This is a genomic window from Bacillus swezeyi, assembly GCF_001969815.1.
In the GTDB taxonomy this organism is placed as follows: Bacteria; Bacillota; Bacilli; order Bacillales; family Bacillaceae; genus Bacillus; species Bacillus swezeyi.
On sequence record NZ_MRBK01000008.1, the window covers coordinates 39,197 to 55,813 of the forward strand.

At 42.5% G+C, this 16,617-nt stretch carries 18 protein-coding genes, 1 rRNA gene and 1 pseudogene; 1 reads left to right on the forward strand and 19 read right to left on the reverse strand.

Annotated elements, in window-relative coordinates; translation table 11 throughout:
• Positions 1-46 precede the first annotated feature (46 nt).
• The 5 genes from rsmA to metG all read right to left on the reverse strand — a co-directional run bounded on the left by rsmA (position 47) and on the right by metG (position 5,937).
• Positions 47-925 (reverse strand): 16S rRNA (adenine(1518)-N(6)/adenine(1519)-N(6))-dimethyltransferase RsmA, encoded by an 879-nt coding sequence (gene rsmA, locus BTA30_RS09530; RefSeq protein WP_076761024.1) that lies wholly within the window; start codon positions 923-925, stop codon positions 47-49.
• Positions 918-1,478 (reverse strand): ribonuclease M5, encoded by a 561-nt coding sequence (gene rnmV, locus BTA30_RS09535; RefSeq protein WP_076761043.1) that lies wholly within the window; start codon positions 1,476-1,478, stop codon positions 918-920. Before rnmV ends, rsmA begins: the two co-directional genes overlap by 8 nt.
• 165 nt (positions 1,479-1,643) lie before the next feature.
• Entirely contained in the window at positions 1,644-2,843 is a 1,200-nt protein-coding gene (locus BTA30_RS09540; RefSeq protein WP_239693595.1) for a resuscitation-promoting factor, read from the reverse strand.
• A gap of 245 nt (positions 2,844-3,088) precedes the next feature.
• Complete coding sequence (locus tag BTA30_RS09545; RefSeq protein ID WP_076761025.1) at positions 3,089-3,856, reverse strand: TatD family hydrolase; 768 nt, start codon at positions 3,854-3,856, stop codon at positions 3,089-3,091.
• Between the two features lie 92 nt (positions 3,857-3,948).
• Positions 3,949-5,937, reverse strand: a complete 1,989-nt coding sequence (gene metG, locus BTA30_RS09550) for a methionine--tRNA ligase (protein WP_076761026.1) — start codon at positions 5,935-5,937, stop codon at positions 3,949-3,951.
• A 506-nt stretch (positions 5,938-6,443) separates the two neighbouring features.
• Between metG and abrB the strand changes: the two genes are divergently transcribed.
• A complete protein-coding gene (gene abrB, locus BTA30_RS09555) occupies positions 6,444-6,734 on the forward strand; it encodes a transition state genes transcriptional regulator AbrB (RefSeq protein WP_094777310.1) in 291 nt (96 codons plus the stop codon).
• 48 nt (positions 6,735-6,782) lie between these two features.
• Here abrB and rsmI read toward each other — a convergent pair whose 3' ends face one another.
• From rsmI to rrf, 14 genes and pseudogenes are all read right to left on the reverse strand, one after another.
• Complete coding sequence (gene rsmI / locus BTA30_RS09560) at positions 6,783-7,658, reverse strand: 16S rRNA (cytidine(1402)-2'-O)-methyltransferase (RefSeq protein ID WP_094777311.1); 876 nt, start codon at positions 7,656-7,658, stop codon at positions 6,783-6,785.
• Positions 7,633-7,932, reverse strand: coding sequence for a GIY-YIG nuclease family protein (locus BTA30_RS09565; protein ID WP_076761029.1), 300 nt, complete (start codon positions 7,930-7,932; stop codon positions 7,633-7,635). The genes rsmI and BTA30_RS09565 overlap by 26 nt, the downstream gene beginning before the upstream one ends.
• Positions 7,919-8,662, reverse strand: coding sequence for a tRNA1(Val) (adenine(37)-N6)-methyltransferase (locus BTA30_RS09570; RefSeq protein WP_076761030.1), 744 nt, complete (start codon positions 8,660-8,662; stop codon positions 7,919-7,921). Before BTA30_RS09570 ends, BTA30_RS09565 begins: the two co-directional genes overlap by 14 nt.
• Before the next feature lie 65 nt (positions 8,663-8,727).
• On the reverse strand, positions 8,728-9,090 hold the full coding sequence (gene yabA / locus BTA30_RS09575; RefSeq protein WP_076761031.1) for a DNA replication initiation control protein YabA: 363 nt from the start codon (positions 9,088-9,090) through the stop codon (positions 8,728-8,730).
• Positions 9,091-9,104: 14 nt separating this feature from the next.
• Positions 9,105-9,932: a competence/sporulation regulator complex protein RicT gene (ricT, locus tag BTA30_RS09580; RefSeq protein WP_076761032.1), complete on the reverse strand. Its 828-nt coding sequence runs from the start codon at positions 9,930-9,932 to the stop codon at positions 9,105-9,107.
• A 2-nt stretch (positions 9,933-9,934) separates the two neighbouring features.
• The gene (gene holB / locus BTA30_RS09585; RefSeq protein ID WP_076761033.1) at positions 9,935-10,924 is read right to left on the reverse strand and encodes a DNA polymerase III subunit delta'; all 990 of its coding nucleotides are present in this window, start codon (positions 10,922-10,924) and stop codon (positions 9,935-9,937) included.
• 11 nt (positions 10,925-10,935) lie between these two features.
• Positions 10,936-11,376, reverse strand: coding sequence for a YaaR family protein (locus tag BTA30_RS09590; RefSeq protein WP_076761034.1), 441 nt, complete (start codon positions 11,374-11,376; stop codon positions 10,936-10,938).
• 11 nt (positions 11,377-11,387) lie between these two features.
• A complete protein-coding gene (gene darA, locus BTA30_RS09595) occupies positions 11,388-11,717 on the reverse strand; it encodes a cyclic di-AMP receptor DarA (protein ID WP_076761035.1) in 330 nt (109 codons plus the stop codon).
• A gap of 76 nt (positions 11,718-11,793) precedes the next feature.
• Complete coding sequence (gene tmk, locus BTA30_RS09600; RefSeq protein WP_076761036.1) at positions 11,794-12,432, reverse strand: dTMP kinase; 639 nt, start codon at positions 12,430-12,432, stop codon at positions 11,794-11,796.
• On the reverse strand, positions 12,429-13,871 hold the full coding sequence (locus BTA30_RS09605) for an aminotransferase class I/II-fold pyridoxal phosphate-dependent enzyme (protein WP_076761037.1): 1,443 nt from the start codon (positions 13,869-13,871) through the stop codon (positions 12,429-12,431). The genes tmk and BTA30_RS09605 overlap by 4 nt, the downstream gene beginning before the upstream one ends.
• 165 nt (positions 13,872-14,036) lie before the next feature.
• Positions 14,037-15,211: pseudogene (locus BTA30_RS09610) on the reverse strand (toxic anion resistance protein).
• Positions 15,204-15,842 (reverse strand): 5-bromo-4-chloroindolyl phosphate hydrolysis family protein, encoded by a 639-nt coding sequence (locus BTA30_RS09615; RefSeq protein ID WP_076761038.1) that lies wholly within the window; start codon positions 15,840-15,842, stop codon positions 15,204-15,206. The pseudogene BTA30_RS09610 and the gene BTA30_RS09615 overlap by 8 nt, the downstream one beginning before the upstream one ends.
• A 233-nt stretch (positions 15,843-16,075) precedes the next feature.
• Entirely contained in the window at positions 16,076-16,267 is a 192-nt protein-coding gene (locus BTA30_RS09620) for a sigma factor G inhibitor Gin (RefSeq protein WP_076761039.1), read from the reverse strand.
• Between the two features lie 186 nt (positions 16,268-16,453).
• Positions 16,454-16,569, reverse strand: a 5S ribosomal RNA gene (gene rrf, locus BTA30_RS09625).
• Positions 16,570-16,617: the final 48 nt, after the last annotated feature.

Here is a 16,617-nt window from a genome sequence, read left to right on the forward strand (position 1 = left end):
GCCTTATCAGCTCTGTGTTCCGGCTTCATGAAAAAAAGCCCTCTTTTTAAAGAAGGGCTTTGGATAAATGACCAGAAAGTGCAGCGAACTCCTCAATACTCAGCGATTCTCCGCGCCTTTTCCCATCAATGCGGGCATCTTGGAGGGCTAGTTCAATATCGGCTTTATGCTCTTTGCCATTCGCCAAGTTATTGACGAGATTGTTTAAAAGCGTTTTGCGGCGCTGGGCAAAGCTCGCTTTAACCACCTGAAAGAAAAACGCTTCATTTTGAACGGCAACAGCGGGTTTTTCCCTCAGCGTCAGCCTGATGACGGCAGAGTCAACGTTTGGCTGAGGGACGAACACGGTTTTCGGCACGCTCATGACCGTTTTCGGCTCGGTATAAAACTGCACTGCAATGGAAAGCGAGCCGTATTCTTTTGAAGACGGTTTTGCAGCCATGCGGTCTGCCACCTCTTTTTGAAGCATGACAACAATTCCTTTCAAAGGCAAACCTTCCTCTAAAAGCTTCATAATAATAGGAGTGGTCACATAATAAGGCAGATTTGCGACAACCATCACTTCGTCACAATCTTGAAACTGCTCATCCATCACCTCTCTAATGTCTGCTTTCAGGACATCCTGGTGGATCACAGTCACATTGTCGTACGGAGAGAGTGTGTCCTTTAAAATCGGCAAAAGCCTTTGATCGATTTCAAAAGCCGCGACTTTTTTTGCACGCTTTGCGAGCTGCTCGGTCAACGCCCCGATTCCCGGACCGATTTCAATCACGCCCGTCCGTTTCGTCACTTCGGCGTGATCGACGATTCTGTCCAAGATATTTGTGTCAATTAAGAAGTTCTGACCCAAGCTTTTTTTGAATGAAAACCCGTATTTGTTGAGAATTTCTTTTGTCCTTATTGGGGTGGCGATATCTTTATTCATTCTCTTCCTCCCGCAGCACAGCATCCAGTGCGCTTAAATAGTCACTTTTTTTAATTTGAAACATTTGCAGCCGTTTTTGAAGCTGTTTTCCGTTTGTATAGCCGATATTTAAAATCTCACCGAGCCTCTCCCGCCTTTGTTTCGCAAGGGGACCTCCGATCAGGCCGGCTTCGATTAAATCCTGTGCATCAATTTCTGCTTCCGTCACTTCCATTTCTTCTTGAACGGTCTTCAAGCAGTCGCGGATGCTTTGAAGCGAAGCGTGCTCCACACCAATTCCGCGTTTATTTTTAGGCTTTGCCAAATGCTTGGGTAAAAATGCATGTTTGCAGCCGGGCACTTTTTCGGCAATTGTCTTCCTGATTTTTTCCCCGGGATAATCAGGATCGGTTAAAATAATGACGCCCCGCGTTTTCTGAGCCAGCTGAATTTGTCTAATGACATCTTCTCCTATGGCAGACCCGTTCGTTTCAATTGTATCCGCATCAACAGCCGACTTGATTTTAGCTGTATCATCACGTCCTTCAACAACAATGATTTCTTTAATTTTCATTTCTTCCTCCGCAATCATGAAAAACCTTTTATTACATTTTTAAAAAAACTGAAACCTTTTTGTAATAAAACCGTCTAATTTATTAGAAAACAAGATGGATCTATTATAACCAAAAAAACAGAGGGCGAAAATCCCTCTGCTTGCATATGAATAATAAATGTATATTTAGTTCAAAACCTTGATTTTAACTTTTTTGTTTCCCCACCGGTAAGCGGCAGACTTGTTTGGAAAGAATACATCAATTTTACGGCCTTTAATTGCTGAGCCGGTATCGGCTGCGACAGCATAGCCATAGCCTTCTACGTGTACTTTAGAGCCCAATGGAATGACGCTTGGATCTACAGCGATCACCTTGGAGCCCGGATTATTTTTCAAATTAACGCCGGTTGCAGTATGGCCTGAGCATCCGTTACAGCTTGCAGTATATGCTGTTGAAGATACATAAAACTCTTTTCCTGAGGATTGATTACCGCGCGATACATTCGCGCTGGCTTGAGCCACTGTTTTTTGCTTTGTGCCGACGGCTATTACTTTGGCTTTGCTTTCTGCTGCAGTCTCCTCTTTAATCAGTTCTCTGGAGACTTCTTTGCCATTTTTCATCACAACGGCATAATGCTTTTCAAGCTTGCCCGCTTTGCCGGGTTGAATAACCTTTTTTTCGCCTTTTTCCAGAGATGAATCTTCTTTCTTCTCGACGTCAAAAGGGATATCCTCTTCCACTACATCGGTGACTTTTTTGATACGAGTAATGTGAACGTCCGCCTGATCCTTTGTCAGTTTTTGATCGAGTGCAGGCTTGACTTCATCATCGCCCTCTATGCTGATCTTATGGTGTTTTAAAAAGTCAGCGACCGTAGTCGAAGTTGTCCATATGTCCTTATCTTTGCCGGAATCCTTAACGGTTACTTTAAAAGCCCTTTGTAAAGTCAGCTTCATGTCTTTTTTTATCTCTTTATCAACTGAGGGGTTAATTTGATCGTGTTCCGCCAACTCAAGATTTAAATCTTTAAGAAGCTTGCCGACTGTACCCGCTGTTGTCCATATTTTCTTTTTCTCTCCGTCCATCGTGAAGTGAACGGGTTTTGCAGCAACATATTCAACATTCATGTTGCTTGTAATTTTTGTATCTTCAGCGGGAGAGATGTGATCTTCTTTCCTCGTTTCGATGTCTAAGCTTTTCAGCAGCTCACCTACGGTTTTAGCATGCGTGCGAACGTCCTGCTTTTTACCGTTAATAGAAATTGAGATTTGTTGTTTAGCGAGCTCTTGTGCTCCGTAAGCAGTTCCGCTTCCTGCCACAAGCAGTCCAGCAGCAATCAGTATCCATCTGCTTTTGCTAAGCTTTACGGAAAACAGCTTTTTCATTTTTTGTATGATGAAAAACGCCTCCTTCTCCTCGGGGAGATTATATAGAGTATCTACAAGACTGTCAACCCTCCTCTCTATTTTCTCCGCAAGCCCGCCATCTCTTTTATTATGGAAACACCACTTTATAAAAGAAAGAAAGACTTGTCGACAAAGATATCCTATGAGTGTAAACAGACATGTAGAACTTTTAAGAACCCTCCCCCGAAAAGACAAGCTTGTACAAAGGTCGATATCAAATGCTGTCAGCTGATGCCGAAAAGTTTTTTGGCATTTTCTGTTGTCATGACTGCTACTTCCTCGTAAGTAAGCCCTTTTAATTCGGCAATCTGTTCCGCGACAAGTTTGACATAGCTTGGTTCATTCCGTTTCCCTCTGTATGGGTGAGGCGTTAAAAACGGGCAATCCGTCTCAATCAAAATCCGGTCATTTGGTATTTGTTTGACAACTTCTTTAGGTTTTTTGGCATTTTTAAATGTAACCGGACCTCCGAAAGATAGGTAAAAATTCATATTGATACACTCTTTCGCAATTTCGGCGCTGCCGGTAAAACAGTGCATAATTCCGCCGACTTCTTCCGCCCCTTCTTCACGTAAAATCGCCACCACGTCCTCTGTTGCATCACGGTTGTGAATCACAATTGGCAAGTTGACCTCTTTAGCCAAAGCAATCTGTTTCCTAAACACATCTTTTTGAATATCTTTTGGCGACTTATCCCAGTGATAATCAAGGCCCATTTCTCCAATGGCCACGACCTTCTCATGGGAAGAGAGATCTTTTATCCACGCTAAGTCTTCATCCGTCATATCAATCGCATCAACCGGGTGCCAGCCGATGGCGGCATAAATAAAATCATATTCTTCAACCAATTCCATCGCGCGTGTGATTGTTGGACGGTCAAAACCGACAACGACGATGTGTTCCACTTTTTCTTCCTTTGCCCGAGCAATGACATCTTCCAAATCGTCGTTAAACTGCTCGGCATTTAAATGTGCATGCGTATCAAATAACATAAAAACGCCACCTTTTAATGTTTATTGTCGATAAAAACAAAAGGTGTTCGACGAAATGTTACACGTGAAACACCTTTTGTTTGTTGTTTGATTTATTTAATTCGTGTTCCGTTTGCTAATGAGCTGTCAATAGATGCCAGTGAAAGAACCCCATTGTCTTCTCCGGCTAAAATCATGCCTTGGGACAATTCTCCTCTTAGTTTAACCGGTTTTAAGTTGGTTACACAGATGACTTTTCGGCCGATCAACTCTTCCGGTTTGTAATGCTTCGCAATTCCGGATACGACCTGGCGCTTTTCAAATCCAAGGTCAAGCTGGAGTTTTAACAGACGGTCTGCTTTTTTGACAGGTTCAGCATGGATGACCTCTGCTACCCGCAGCTCGGTGCTCATAAAGTCGTCAAATGTAATTTCCGGAAGTCTTTCCGGGGCTTCCGCTTCTTTTTTCGGTTCTTCTTTAGGAGCTGATCCCTGCATTTTTGCTTTGATATAAGCCACCTCTTCCTCAGCATCAAGCCGCGGGAATAATGGTTCGCCTTTTTGGACCTGCACAGATTTCAATTGTCCGAAACTTTCGATGCTATCCCACGCTTTTAGCGTCGAATCCGTAATGCCGAGCTGTGAAAAAATCTTTTCCGGTGTCTGCGTTAAGAATGGCTGAAGCAACACGGCGGTGATTCTCAGTGATTCTGCCAAATGATACATCACAGATTGAAGCTCTTTTTCCTTTTCTTTATCTTTTGCAAGAACCCAAGGAGCTGTCTCATCAATATATTTGTTCGTTCTGCTGACAAACTGCCAGAGAGATGAGAGTGCCACAGAGAATTCCATGTTTTCGATTGCCCGTTCATACGCTTGGACCGTCTTTTTCGCAAATGACGATAATGGTTCATCATAATCCGTGACAGGACCTTCATAGGAGTTGATCTGTCCGTCAAAGTATTTATTAATCATGGCGACTGTTCTGTTCAAAAGGTTGCCTAAGTCATTTGCTAGATCATAATTAATCCGCTCAACAAATCCTTCCGGTGTAAATACGCCGTCAGAACCAAACGGGACTTCGCGAAGCAGATAGTAGCGCAAAGCATCAAGGCCATATTTGTCAATTAATGTAACAGGGTCCACCACATTCCCTTTTGACTTCGACATTTTTCCATCTTTCATTAGGAGCCATCCGTGCGCAAACACCTTTTTAGGCAGCGGAAGGTCTAATGCCATCAGCATGATCGGCCAGTAGATGGTATGGAAGCGGACAATTTCCTTGCCGACAAGATGAACGTCTGCCGGCCAATATTTTTTATAATTTTCATCATTTGCCGTATTAAAGCCAAGAGCCGTGATGTAGTTAAACAGCGCATCTATCCATACATATATGACATGCTTTGGATTTCCCGGCACTTTGATGCCCCAGTCAAATGTCGTCCGGGAAACAGCTAGATCCTCCAGACCCGGTTTAATAAAGTTGTTGATCATTTCGTTTTTGCGGGATTCAGGCTGAATGAATTCAGGATTTTCTTCATAGAAACCCAGCAAACGGTCAGCGTATTTACCCATGCGGAAGAAATATGATTCTTCCTTAATCAGTTCTACAGGATGCCCGCTGTCAGGACTTTTCCCTCCGATGACCTTGCCGTTTTCGTTGCGTTCAACATCGACAAGCTGAGTTTCGGTATAAAATGTTTCGTCAGGAATGCTGTACCAGCCCTCATATTGGTCAAGATAAATATCACCATTGTCGAGCAGCTTTTGGAAAACCTTTTCGATAACGATCTTATGGCGTTCTTCTGTCGTCCGAATGAAATCGTCATTGGATATATCAAGCTTTTTCCAGAGCAGCTGAATATCCTCTGCCGCACGATCCACCAATTCCTGCGGAGTAATATTTGCTTCATCCGCCGTTTTCTGGATTTTCTGTCCGTGCTCATCTGTTCCTGTTAAGTATCTTACATCATAGCCTCTCATTCTTTTATACCGAGCCATTGCATCGCCGGCAACAGTCGTATAGGCATGTCCAATATGTAGCTTTCCACTCGGATAGTAGATCGGTGTTGTAATGTAAAACGTATTCTTTTCTTGCGGCATGATGGAACCTCCCAATTAAAATGTCAAAAAACTCCCGCCCAAAGGACGAGAGCGGTCAATGTCTTCATTCAATCATCACTTATACATAATCCCTCTTTATATGATACCATCTTAGCCTTTAAGTTCAAGAAAATATACATTGTCGATAAACAATGAATTCAGTCGATTACAAATTTTGAATTGAAAAGAAATATTATACTTCGACAAAAAAATGCTTTCATTGTCGAATAATGTCGTATATAATCGATATGAAGAAAAACCTTAGTTCGAAAGTCTTGATTTAAGTACGTTTTTTAGGATGATCGCGTGGTTTTATCATCTTCAAATCCCTTGTTTAATCAGTTCTTCCAAGGTCTTTTGACTATATGATCTAATTTTTACAAACAATAGAAAAGAAAATGATTGACGTATATTGGAAACCTTGTTATGCTAGGACTGTAAGTATTTTGTCGAATAATGACGAAGATAAATAACACCTAATAAAATAAGATTCTTTCGGGAGGAGAATGAATATGAAATCTACAGGTATTGTACGTAAAGTTGATGAGCTAGGACGCGTGGTGATTCCGATTGAACTTCGCCGTACACTTGGAATTGCAGAAAAAGACGCTCTTGAAATCTATGTAGATGACGAAAAAATCATCTTGAAAAAATACAAACCAAACATGACTTGCCAAGTAACAGGTGAAGTTTCTGATGACAACCTTAAACTTGCAGGCGGTAAATTGGTTCTTAGCCCAGAAGGCGCTGAGCAAATCATTAGCGAAATTCAATCACAACTTCAATCTCAAAAATAATTATTTTGATTATACAAAAACCGTTCTTGCCGAAGCAAGAGCGGTTTTTTAATTTTGAATATGGTATGCGTCATATATTTGTCGTTTAGGGACGCTGCGGTCCACAGCGGTTTTTTTAATCGCTTCTTTTGAATGGATCCCTTTGCTGATATAATGTTCAACATGTTCTTTTTCTGAAAGGCTCTCCCACCAAACCGTTTCTTCCACGACTTCTTCAGCCGTCCCTTCAATCACAAGGCAAAACTCTCCCCGAACTTGTTCCTGCTCGGTCCATGCTATCACTTCTTCAACGGTCCCTCTTATAAATTCTTCAAACTTCTTTGTCAGTTCTCTCGTCACTGCCATTTTACGGTTTCCCCACACATCGTAAATCGCTGAAAGCGTCTCCTTCAGCCTATGGGGCGATTCATAAAAAATAATCGTTTCCCGCCTGTTTTTTAGGGCGTCAAGCTGTTTTTTTCTTTCGCGCTTATTTCGGTCCAAAAATCCGAAAAAGAAAAATGGCTGCGGAGCCAGGCCTGAGGCAATCAGTGCGGTCAAAGCGGCATTCGCACCGGGCAGCGGCACGACATAACCGCCTGTATGAATATAATCGCGGACGATTTCAGCGCCTGGATCAGAGATCGTCGGCATGCCGGCGTCGCTGACCAAAGCGACATTTTTTCCTTCCTTTAACCATTCCAAAATTTTATGTCCGCTGCTTTCTTTGTTATGTTCATGGTAGCTGACAAGCTGTGTTTCAATCTGATAGACATGGCACAATTTCTTTGTCTGCCTTGTATCCTCTGCGGCGATGATGTCGGCTGTCTTCAATGTATCAATAGCCCGAAATGTCATATCCTCTAGGTTTCCTATTGGCGTCGGCACGAGATATAAAATCCCCATCTCTGATTTTTGGTCAAAACTCTTTTGTCGATTGATGATCAACATCCTCCCTTCTCTTTTGTTTTTCTTCTATATACCGCTCTTTGTTTTTTCTCGATAATTTTTTGAAATAATACTCGGCCTGCATGGCCTCTCTTTTCGTTGAAAAGCGTTCCGCATAATGGAGCGTAACCGGCAGCCTTGCTCTTGTATATTTGGCTCCCTTCCCGTCATTATGGGTTTTCAAGCGTTTCTCAATATTATTCGTATAGCCCGCATATAAGCTGCCGTCCCGGCATGCCAGCACATAAAAGTAATGATTACTTGTCTCCATATAAAATCTTCCTTATCTCGCTTGTATATTGATCATGCTCATCATATACAAACAGAGGAGGCAAAATTTTCAGGTCAGGCCGTCCGTTTTTAATTCCTTCAACTAAAATTGTATTGGCTTCTTTGCTCTGTTTTGGATAGACAAATTGTACACGTTTCGGCTCAATCTGATAGGCCTTCATCAATTCAAATATTTCGAGCAATCTTCCCGGCCTATGGACAAGTGCCAGTTTTCCGCCTTGTTTTAAAAGCTTGCTGCTGACACGAATCACATCCTCAAGTGTGCAATAAATTTCATGTCTGGCAATGGCCAGATGTTCATTAAGATTTTGTTCCGTTTTTTGAGGTGTTTTAAAATAAGGGGGATTGCAAGTGATAACATCGGCCTTATTGTAGCCAAGCACCTGCGGCATATTGTTCAAATCATCCCTGATAAGGTGAATCTGTTCTTGAAGCTTGTTGTATGCCACACTGCGCAGGGCCATATCATACAATCTTTCTTGGATTTCAACCCCGGTGATTTCCGCTTTTGAACGGGTGCTGAGAAGCAGCGGGACAATGCCGTTGCCCGTGCATAAATCAATGATCTTTCCTTTTTGGATTGGAACATAAGCAAACTTCGACAGCAGCACCGCATCTAAAGAAAATGCAAAAACCGTCGGACTTTGCACGATCTTCATATTCTCCGCCAGCACATCATCCAGTCGTTCATCATCTTTTAATTGAATCATGTTTTTTTCCTTTCCTGCAAAATCTGTCCCGTTAAAAGGGCTTCCGTTCCACCGGAAGCCCTTGCTTATTTCTTATTTAGAAACGACAGGCAGAACAGGCAGTCTCCTTCTTTGCGGACGCTTCCGTAATGGATATTGCAAATATGGAAGCCCTCCTGATACAGGCGGGCCAGATTATCATGGCCTTCTCCAATATCAGCATGCCCTGTCTTCTCCGCTTTTATCTCTTTCTCATCCGCTTTTACAGCTTTCAGCCTTTGATCTGTCTCTTCCAACCGCTTGCGCAGATGTTCGTTTTCCAGCTGCAAATGATTGTTTTCTTCGATCATTTCCCCGATATGCTGCTTAAGATCTCCAAGCTGACGGTAAAGGGACCCGATTTGTTCTTCTAAACTTATGACTGTATCAAACAATTCTTTTTTATCCAAGGTTTCACACCTCGTTAATCTGTGGTTTGTGCAGATACGACACCTTCTTGCAACAACTCATCCCACGTGTATTCCAAGACTTTTTCGCAATCTGTCAATTCGACTTGCAGGATGCGTTCCAGAATATTCAGTCCGACGACTTTCGCCGGTCCATTGGACGTGGCGATCACTTCCCCGATATCCGGAAGCTGTTCTTTGGCTGTTTCGTATTCATCGTTTTCATATTTCAGACAGCACATCAGCCGTCCGCATAGGCCAGAAATCTTTGTCGGATTAAGAGATAGATTTTGATCTTTTGCCATTTTGATAGAAACCGGCTCAAAATCGCCGAGAAACGTCGAACAGCACAGCATTCTACCGCACGGCCCGATGCCGCCGAGCATTTTGGCTTCATCCCTTACGCCGATTTGTCTGAGTTCGATTCTCGTTTTAAAGATCGATGCTAAATCTTTCACAAGTTCTCTAAAATCGACTCGTCCGTCAGCCGTAAAATAAAAAATGACTTTATTTCGGTCAAAGGTAAATTCTACATCGACCAATTTCATTTCCAAGCCGTGCTCATTGACCTTTTTCTGGCATACGTCAAAGGCGGACAGTGCAGCCTCTTGATTTTCTTCAACAATCAGCCGATCGCGTTCATCTGCCACCCTGATGACTTTTCTTAAAGGCAGCACAACATCGTTCTCGTCCACCTTCTTATTCGCGATGACAACCTGCCCGTATTCAACACCTCGAACAGTTTCAACGATCACACAGCTGTCTTTATCTATCTGAAATCCATTTGGATCAAAGTAATAAATTTTGCCCGCTTTTTTAAAGCGAACACCAATGACGTTATACAAGCTTATCCCTCCTGCAGCATTAAAACCAAGTGCTCCATTAAACCTTGAGCATTCACATTGGAATAAAGCCGTTTTTTTGCTTCTAAAACAGCAAGTATCTGGTTTGTCACTCTTTGTTGTGTCGATTGCAGCGCGTGCTGTTTTAATGATTGGAATAAGTCCTGAAATAGTATTTTATCCTCATGTCCTATCTGAATGGACAACACATCACGATATATAAATAAAAGCATGTCAAGACCCATTTCTTGGTGGTCTTTCTCCTTGAAAAAGGGCATCCACTGATCTTGAATATAGAAAAAAGCATGTCCTTTTCGCTGGTGTAAGACTTCATACAATTTTATCACTTTCGCTCTCGACTCTGCAAACTGATCATTTCGACTTAATTCGAGCGCTTCCGATAAATTGTTGGTCATATTCGACAATATCGCCGCAAGATGTGGTGCAACCTCTTGTTTGATCAGTTCCTTTTCAATCGATTCAGGCAGCAGCGATTGAAAAGACAGAACCTGGCACCTCGATATAATCGTATCAAGCAGCTTTTGCGGCTGTTCAGTTAAAAGAACGGCTATCGTATCATTGCTCGGCTCTTCTAAAAACTTCAGCAGACTGTTGGCTGCATTTGCCGTCATCTGATCTGCATGGGAGATAATGTACAGCTTTTTATGCGATTCCAAGCCGGTTTTTGAGAATTCTTCCTGAAGGGCCTGAATTTGTCCTTTTTTAATCGACAAGCCATCCGGATGAACGACGTGTACGTCAGGGTGGTTGCCTGAGTCAATCCGCTGACAGTTTCGGCAGGATTCACAAGGCTCAGTCCCGTCTTCAATGCAAAAGAAACTTTTCGCCAGCAATACAGCTGTATCTAATTTGCCTGTTCCTTTTCGCCCTTCAAGCAAATAAGCATGTGCAAGACGATTTCGTTCTACACTATTTTGCAAAAGCTTCATGACACGCGGCTGAAGCTTTTGCATTTCTGTCCAGGTTGTAGCCATACCATCACTCTCTATGTGTAAAGGTTTATCAATAAACCTTTTATTTCTCCAATTCGGTCCAGCAATTCGATAGAAGGTTTTTCTTGATCCATTAATTCCTCTGTTAATTGTACAAGCTTTTCGTCAAGCTCTTTTACAATACTTAATGTCCGGCTGTTTCCGTATAAATCAAAACTTCTTGAACTTTCAACCGTTAGGCCGTTTTCAACGGTTTCTTTCACAAAACGTTTAACCAAACCTTTAAAACGTGCAAGATCTTTGAAGTTTCTCGATTTCGTCAGCCGTTTTCCAAATGTTTCAATATCGGTCAAAAGCATTGTCAGCTGTTCAAACCTGAGCTTGCCGCTTTGTATATTCATTTTCTCCTTAAATGAAGAAAATGTGTTTTCTCCTCTTATTGAAGGAGCTTGCTGTTTTTCTATCATCGTCCGCAGTTCTTGACTTATTTTCATATCCTCAACCCTTAAAATTGATGGAATTGCTCGATCGGCAGTACAAAAACGGTTGCTCCGCCTACTTCAACTTCAACAGGATATGGGACATATGAATCCGCATTCCCTCCCATTGGAGAGACAGGCGCGATCAGCTGATCCCGTTTGCTTCCGTTTTCTTTTATCAGATTTAACGCTTTATCTACTCGAATATCATCTACGCCCAACATAAAGGTTGTGTTTCCCGATTTCAGAAAGCCGCCGGTTGTCGCCAGCTTAGTCACGCGAAAATTATGATCGGTCAATGCCTTTAAAAGCCGATTGCTGTCTTGATCCTGAACAACAGCTATAATTAACTTCATATGAAAAGCCTCCTTTTGATTGGAAACACCTAAAAAGATATTCTTGTTACCATTATAACAATGAATGGTAATCAGGTCACAATTGAATTTTTTTTAATGCTTCCTCAATCATTTCATTTACCCTTTTGATTACATGGTCAATGGTCTGGCTGGCATCAACCGTTCGAAATCGCTCCGGAAACCGGCTGATAACCTCTTGATAGCCTTCCTGAACAAGCTTATGAAAATTGATTTGTTCAAGATCAAGACGGTTTTTCTCACGAGCGCGATTGGCATGAATCCGTTTGATCCCTTCTTCCGGATCGATGGCAAAGTAGATCGTAGCATTCGGCATCATCCCGCCGATCGCAAATTGATTGATGGAGAGGACTTCGTCAATCCCAAGGCCCCTTGCATAGCCTTGGTAGGCAAGCGAGCTGTCGATAAACCGGTCGCATAAGACGATTTTCCCTTCATCAAGAGCCGGCTTTACTTTTTCAATAAGGTGCTGCCTTCTTGCCGCCGCATACAACAGCGCCTCTGTTTTAGGGTCCATGCCTGTATTTTTTGGATTGAGAATGACCTCGCGAATTTGTTCAGATATGTCAATGCCGCCCGGCTCCCTTGTTGTGAGAACGGAATGGCCGTTTTTCATCAATTCTTGTGCTGCTGCCTGAAGGACGGTTGTTTTTCCCGCGCCTTCAGGCCCTTCAAAGGTAATAAATAAACCGCTCATGATTTCTCCTCTTCCATGTATACAGATAATTGTTTATGTTTGAGCTGAATGCCTCCCTGGATGTGCGCCTTCAGCTCGACAAGCCGTGTTAACTGACAGATGCTTTCTTTGGTTATTCTTTCTCCTGCCATGATCAAAGGAATGCCAGGCGGATAAGGGATCACCTGCTCTGAGCTTATCCTGCCGGCAGCTCTGCTGAAAGGCACGCACTCCTTTTTAAAGGAAGACAAGATGTTTTTCTCGTAAGGCAAGGTTGTGACTTTTTCGAAAGGCAGCTCGATCCGGGATTGGCTGCCATTTTCAGCCGGCCTGTCATTGATCTCCTTGTCAATCCTCTTGATGAGTTCCGATGAAAGCCGGCTTTTCCCTCCTAATGGAAGGATAAACAGCACCTGCTTTTCATCTGCCAATTCAGGATGCACGCCGTTCGCCTCAAATATATTTTTCAGTTGGTAGCCGGAGTGGCCCCGTTTCGATCTGAGGCATAGCTTCAGCGGATCTTGCCGAATACCGGGGTCAGCCGGTTCAATGATTTCCACACCTTTTATTTTCAAAAAAAGCTTTTTCATCTCAATGAGCTCTTTTTCAATATTCGTTATGTGATTTGTTTTGATGATTTCTTCGGCATATGCCCTGGCTAAATCCAATGATGCCATAATGGGATAAGACGGACTGCTGCTCTGCAGCATGGTTAGATAATGTGACAATCTGTCTCTGTTTATTCTACCGCTGTTGAGGTGCAGATAAGAACCCATTGTCATTGCTGGAAGCGTTTTATGAGCCGACTGTACGACGACATCTGCTCCAGCTTGCAAAGCCTGCGGCGGAAAAGGGCCGTTCAATACAAAATGGGCGCCATGTGCTTCATCGACAAGAACAGGGATATTATATTTATGGGCTTCTGCGATGATTGGCGTCAAATTAACGGCATGGCCGTAGTAATTAGGATATGTCAACATCAGCGCTTTTGCCGACGGATATTTCGAAATCGCCTCTTTGACTGTCTCTTGTAAAATATGTGTAGGAACTGCCAGCGTTTCATCAACTTCAGGCGTCAAAAAAACCGGATGAGCGCCTGAAAGCTCAATTGCATGAAAAACCGACTTATGGCAGTTTCGCTGAACGAGCAAATGGTCGCCCGGCTGGCAGACTGAAAGAATCATTGCCAAATTGCCGACTGTCGAACCGTTAACAAGAAAAAAGCTTTCTTTTGAACCATACAGCTTAGAGGTTAAATCTTGTGCTTCCTTAATTATACCTGATGGTTCATGTAAATCATCTAGACCCGTCAATTCGGTTACATCGATTTTCAGAATGGATTCAAACAGCGTTTTCGCTTCATCAAAAAAGACATCTCCATTGTGATGTCCCGGAACGTGAAAAGAATGATAATTTCCTTCTGCATGGTGAACCAATGCTGTATATAAAGGTGTTTTCATATGAACCGATCCTTTAGTATAAGCCGAGAGAATGGTCAATCTCCGGCATCTCTCTTTTTGTTTCAGGCATCCAGCAGCTGCCGGATGCCAATGTGAATACTGCCCTTATTATACCCTTCAAAGTGAAGAACTTAAAGGGATGACCTTTTGGTAATTCTTCTGATTTCACGACTGATTTTCTTTTATGTTCAGAAGCTTGACTTTAAGACGTCCTCCATCGCTCTTAATTCTTCTTTTGCCTGCAGGCGTTTCGTGGCGCCCTCTTCTTGAATTTTGAGGGTCTCTTCAAGTGTGCCGATTAAACTGTCCTGCACATTTTTCAAGGTTTCAATATCGATGAAGCCGCGTTCGTTCTCTTTCATAATTTCAACCGTATTGACTTTCATCATCTCCGCATTTTTTAAGAGGAGCTCATTTGTCGTGTCTGAGATCTGCTTTTGAGCTTTTACAGCGCGGCGCTGCCGCAGCAGGGCAATCGTAATGGACACTTGGTTTTTCCAAAGAGGGATGGCTGTCATAATCGAAGACTGGATCTTTTCAATCAGCACTTGATTGGTATTTTGGATCAGACGGATCTGCGGTGCGCTCTGCATCGTCATTTGCCTGCTCAAATTCAAATCATACACCCGTTTTTCCAAGTAGTCGGCAAACTGAATCAAATCATTCACTTCTTGAACTGCCATTGGATTATGCACTGCTGTTTTTATTTTTACCTTAAGCTGAGGAATGGTTTTTGTATGTAATTCCTCAACCTTCAGCTGTGCGGCGGCAATATAGACATTCAGCGCTTCATAGTATTCCTTATTCTTTTCATAAAGCTGATCAAACATCTTGTTGTCATTGATCAGCGCATCTTTGGATTGCTCAAGCTTTACACTGATTCTGTCAATTTGGGCGCCTGTTTTTTGATATCTCGATAATACCTCTTGAACCGAATGGGAAACCTTGCCGAAGAAGCGGAAAAAGACATTCTTTTTTTCGGCCTGTAATTCATCAGGGCTGACCTCTTCAAACTTTTTCATCAAATCGCTTAAGACCTGACCGATTTCGCTGACATCCTTTTTTTGAACATGCTCAAGCATTGCATGGGAAAAATCTAAAAGCTTTGATTGAGCTTGAATTCCATACAACGTAATACTTTGATGATTCTTCGGGTCAATCCGTTCTGCAAGCTGTAACGCTTGTCTTCGGATTTCTTCAGGCAATGCATCAATCAGCTTCGTCTGTTCTTCACCTTTTTCCGAGGCGTGCTGCCCGCCTTGTCCAAAAGGATCTGAAAGAAGATCATCAAATTCAAGCCCTGCCTCTGTCTTTTGTAATGACAGTTTAGATTCACTCATTCAGCTTGCCCCCTTCAGCTTTTCTTAAATGAGTTTTTGCGACATCCAGCTCAAATTCCAAGTGGTCGATATCTGTCTTAAGCAGGTCATAAAGGTCTTCTTCCAATTGTTTAGCAAGCTGTTCAATTGTCATTCGTGTGTCACTCAAAGAAACTTCGAGCTTCGCGTTCCTCTTCGGCTGTGAGGCTAAAAATGCATACTTTTCAGTCAGCTCAACAATCGAATCAAGGTTTTGATAGTAAAAGCGCTCCACTTGATAAAAACGCCTTGGTTCATTCTTTGTGATCATGTAAATTTTTCTGACGATACGGAGGATTTCTATATTTTGTTTTATCGTTTGTATGTTTTTGACGGCAAACAGCGCTTTTCTTAAACGGGCAATTTTCAATTTTGCTTCCTGCAAATTTTGTTTAATATAGGCATATTCACGTCTTGTAAGCTGATTGTCTTTTAAAATCATATAGGTCCCGTACCATTTTCCTCCGAGGTAAATGACAATCCAAGCTCCTGCGGCATAAAAAGACGACAGCAGGAACGTCTGGTTAAAAGCAAAGAAGCTGGTAAACCAAAGGAGCACGGACACTGAGCTTGCGGCGGCTACACGAATCAAAAAATGAAGAATCGATTTCATCAGACCATCTACTCCTAAAATATATTTTCATGGGAGATCAAAGTTTCTTGGCATTAGTCTCTCATACGGATGATGACTAAACAGCGTTTCAGGTGAAAAGCCATGTTATATATAGTAAAAAAGACATCTTCGTCCGATGTCCCAAAAGAAATGCGTAAGTTCATTATACCCTGCCCCTATAGAAACTTGAAGAATTCCTGTTTTATTTGCAAAAAAAAAGACCTTGGGACGGTCTAAGAATACAATGGCGGTGTTCGAAGACTTTTTAATTTTTTCACATAATCAGAGTATTGAGGGTCGGACGTTGATGTACAGATAATCTTTTTCTCGCAATCTGCACATAAAAATTTTGTATAAAGGTGAATACCTTCTGTTTTGCTTTCTTCACAAATGATACACGTTTCCCCATGATCAGACTTACTCATCCATTCCACCTCCATGGTATAAGTATTTCCAACACGCAGTATTTGTATACAAAATTAAGAATGTTTTTGAAGGTTAGAATTAGTATATGTAAGGACGAAATATTAGGTGTTTGTATCAATATCCTTATTTCGTTGGAGCCGGTTAAAAACAAAAAGACCAGCTGATATCAGCTGGTCTTCCTAAGCGCTTGGCGGCGTCCTACTCTCACAGGGGGAATCCCCCAACTACCATCGGCGCTGAAGAGCTTAACTTCCGTGTTCGGCATGGGAACGGGTGTGACCTCTTCGCTATCGCCACCAAACTATGCCTTCAGGACGAAGGTACTGGGCGTTCCTCACAGGAAGTGAGG

What these genes read in the sequence shown, in the direction of transcription:
- BTA30_RS09540 (WP_239693595.1), bottom strand. Translation starts at nt 2,843, where the DNA reads ATGAAAAAGCTGTTTTCCGTAAAGCTTAGCAAAAGCAGATGGATACTG.
- BTA30_RS09570 (WP_076761030.1), bottom strand. Translation starts at nt 8,662, where the DNA reads ATGATTCAATTAAAAGATGATGAACGACTGGATGATGTGCTGGCGGAG.
- BTA30_RS09605 (WP_076761037.1), bottom strand. Translation starts at nt 13,871, where the DNA reads ATGAAAACACCTTTATATACAGCATTGGTTCACCATGCAGAAGGAAAT.
- BTA30_RS09545 (WP_076761025.1), bottom strand. Translation starts at nt 3,856, where the DNA reads ATGTTATTTGATACGCATGCACATTTAAATGCCGAGCAGTTTAACGAC.
- darA (WP_076761035.1), bottom strand. Translation starts at nt 11,717, where the DNA reads ATGAAGTTAATTATAGCTGTTGTTCAGGATCAAGACAGCAATCGGCTT.
- rsmA (WP_076761024.1), bottom strand. Translation starts at nt 925, where the DNA reads ATGAATAAAGATATCGCCACCCCAATAAGGACAAAAGAAATTCTCAAC.
- holB (WP_076761033.1), bottom strand. Translation starts at nt 10,924, where the DNA reads ATGGCTACAACCTGGACAGAAATGCAAAAGCTTCAGCCGCGTGTCATG.
- BTA30_RS09615 (WP_076761038.1), bottom strand. Translation starts at nt 15,842, where the DNA reads ATGAAATCGATTCTTCATTTTTTGATTCGTGTAGCCGCCGCAAGCTCA.
- metG (WP_076761026.1), bottom strand. Translation starts at nt 5,937, where the DNA reads ATGCCGCAAGAAAAGAATACGTTTTACATTACAACACCGATCTACTAT.
- tmk (WP_076761036.1), bottom strand. Translation starts at nt 12,432, where the DNA reads ATGAGCGGTTTATTTATTACCTTTGAAGGGCCTGAAGGCGCGGGAAAA.
- rnmV (WP_076761043.1), bottom strand. Translation starts at nt 1,478, where the DNA reads ATGAAAATTAAAGAAATCATTGTTGTTGAAGGACGTGATGATACAGCT.
- BTA30_RS09590 (WP_076761034.1), bottom strand. Translation starts at nt 11,376, where the DNA reads ATGAAAATAAGTCAAGAACTGCGGACGATGATAGAAAAACAGCAAGCT.
- abrB (WP_094777310.1), top strand. Translation starts at nt 6,444, where the DNA reads ATGAATATGAAATCTACAGGTATTGTACGTAAAGTTGATGAGCTAGGA.
- BTA30_RS09620 (WP_076761039.1), bottom strand. Translation starts at nt 16,267, where the DNA reads ATGAGTAAGTCTGATCATGGGGAAACGTGTATCATTTGTGAAGAAAGC.
- BTA30_RS09565 (WP_076761029.1), bottom strand. Translation starts at nt 7,932, where the DNA reads ATGGAGACAAGTAATCATTACTTTTATGTGCTGGCATGCCGGGACGGC.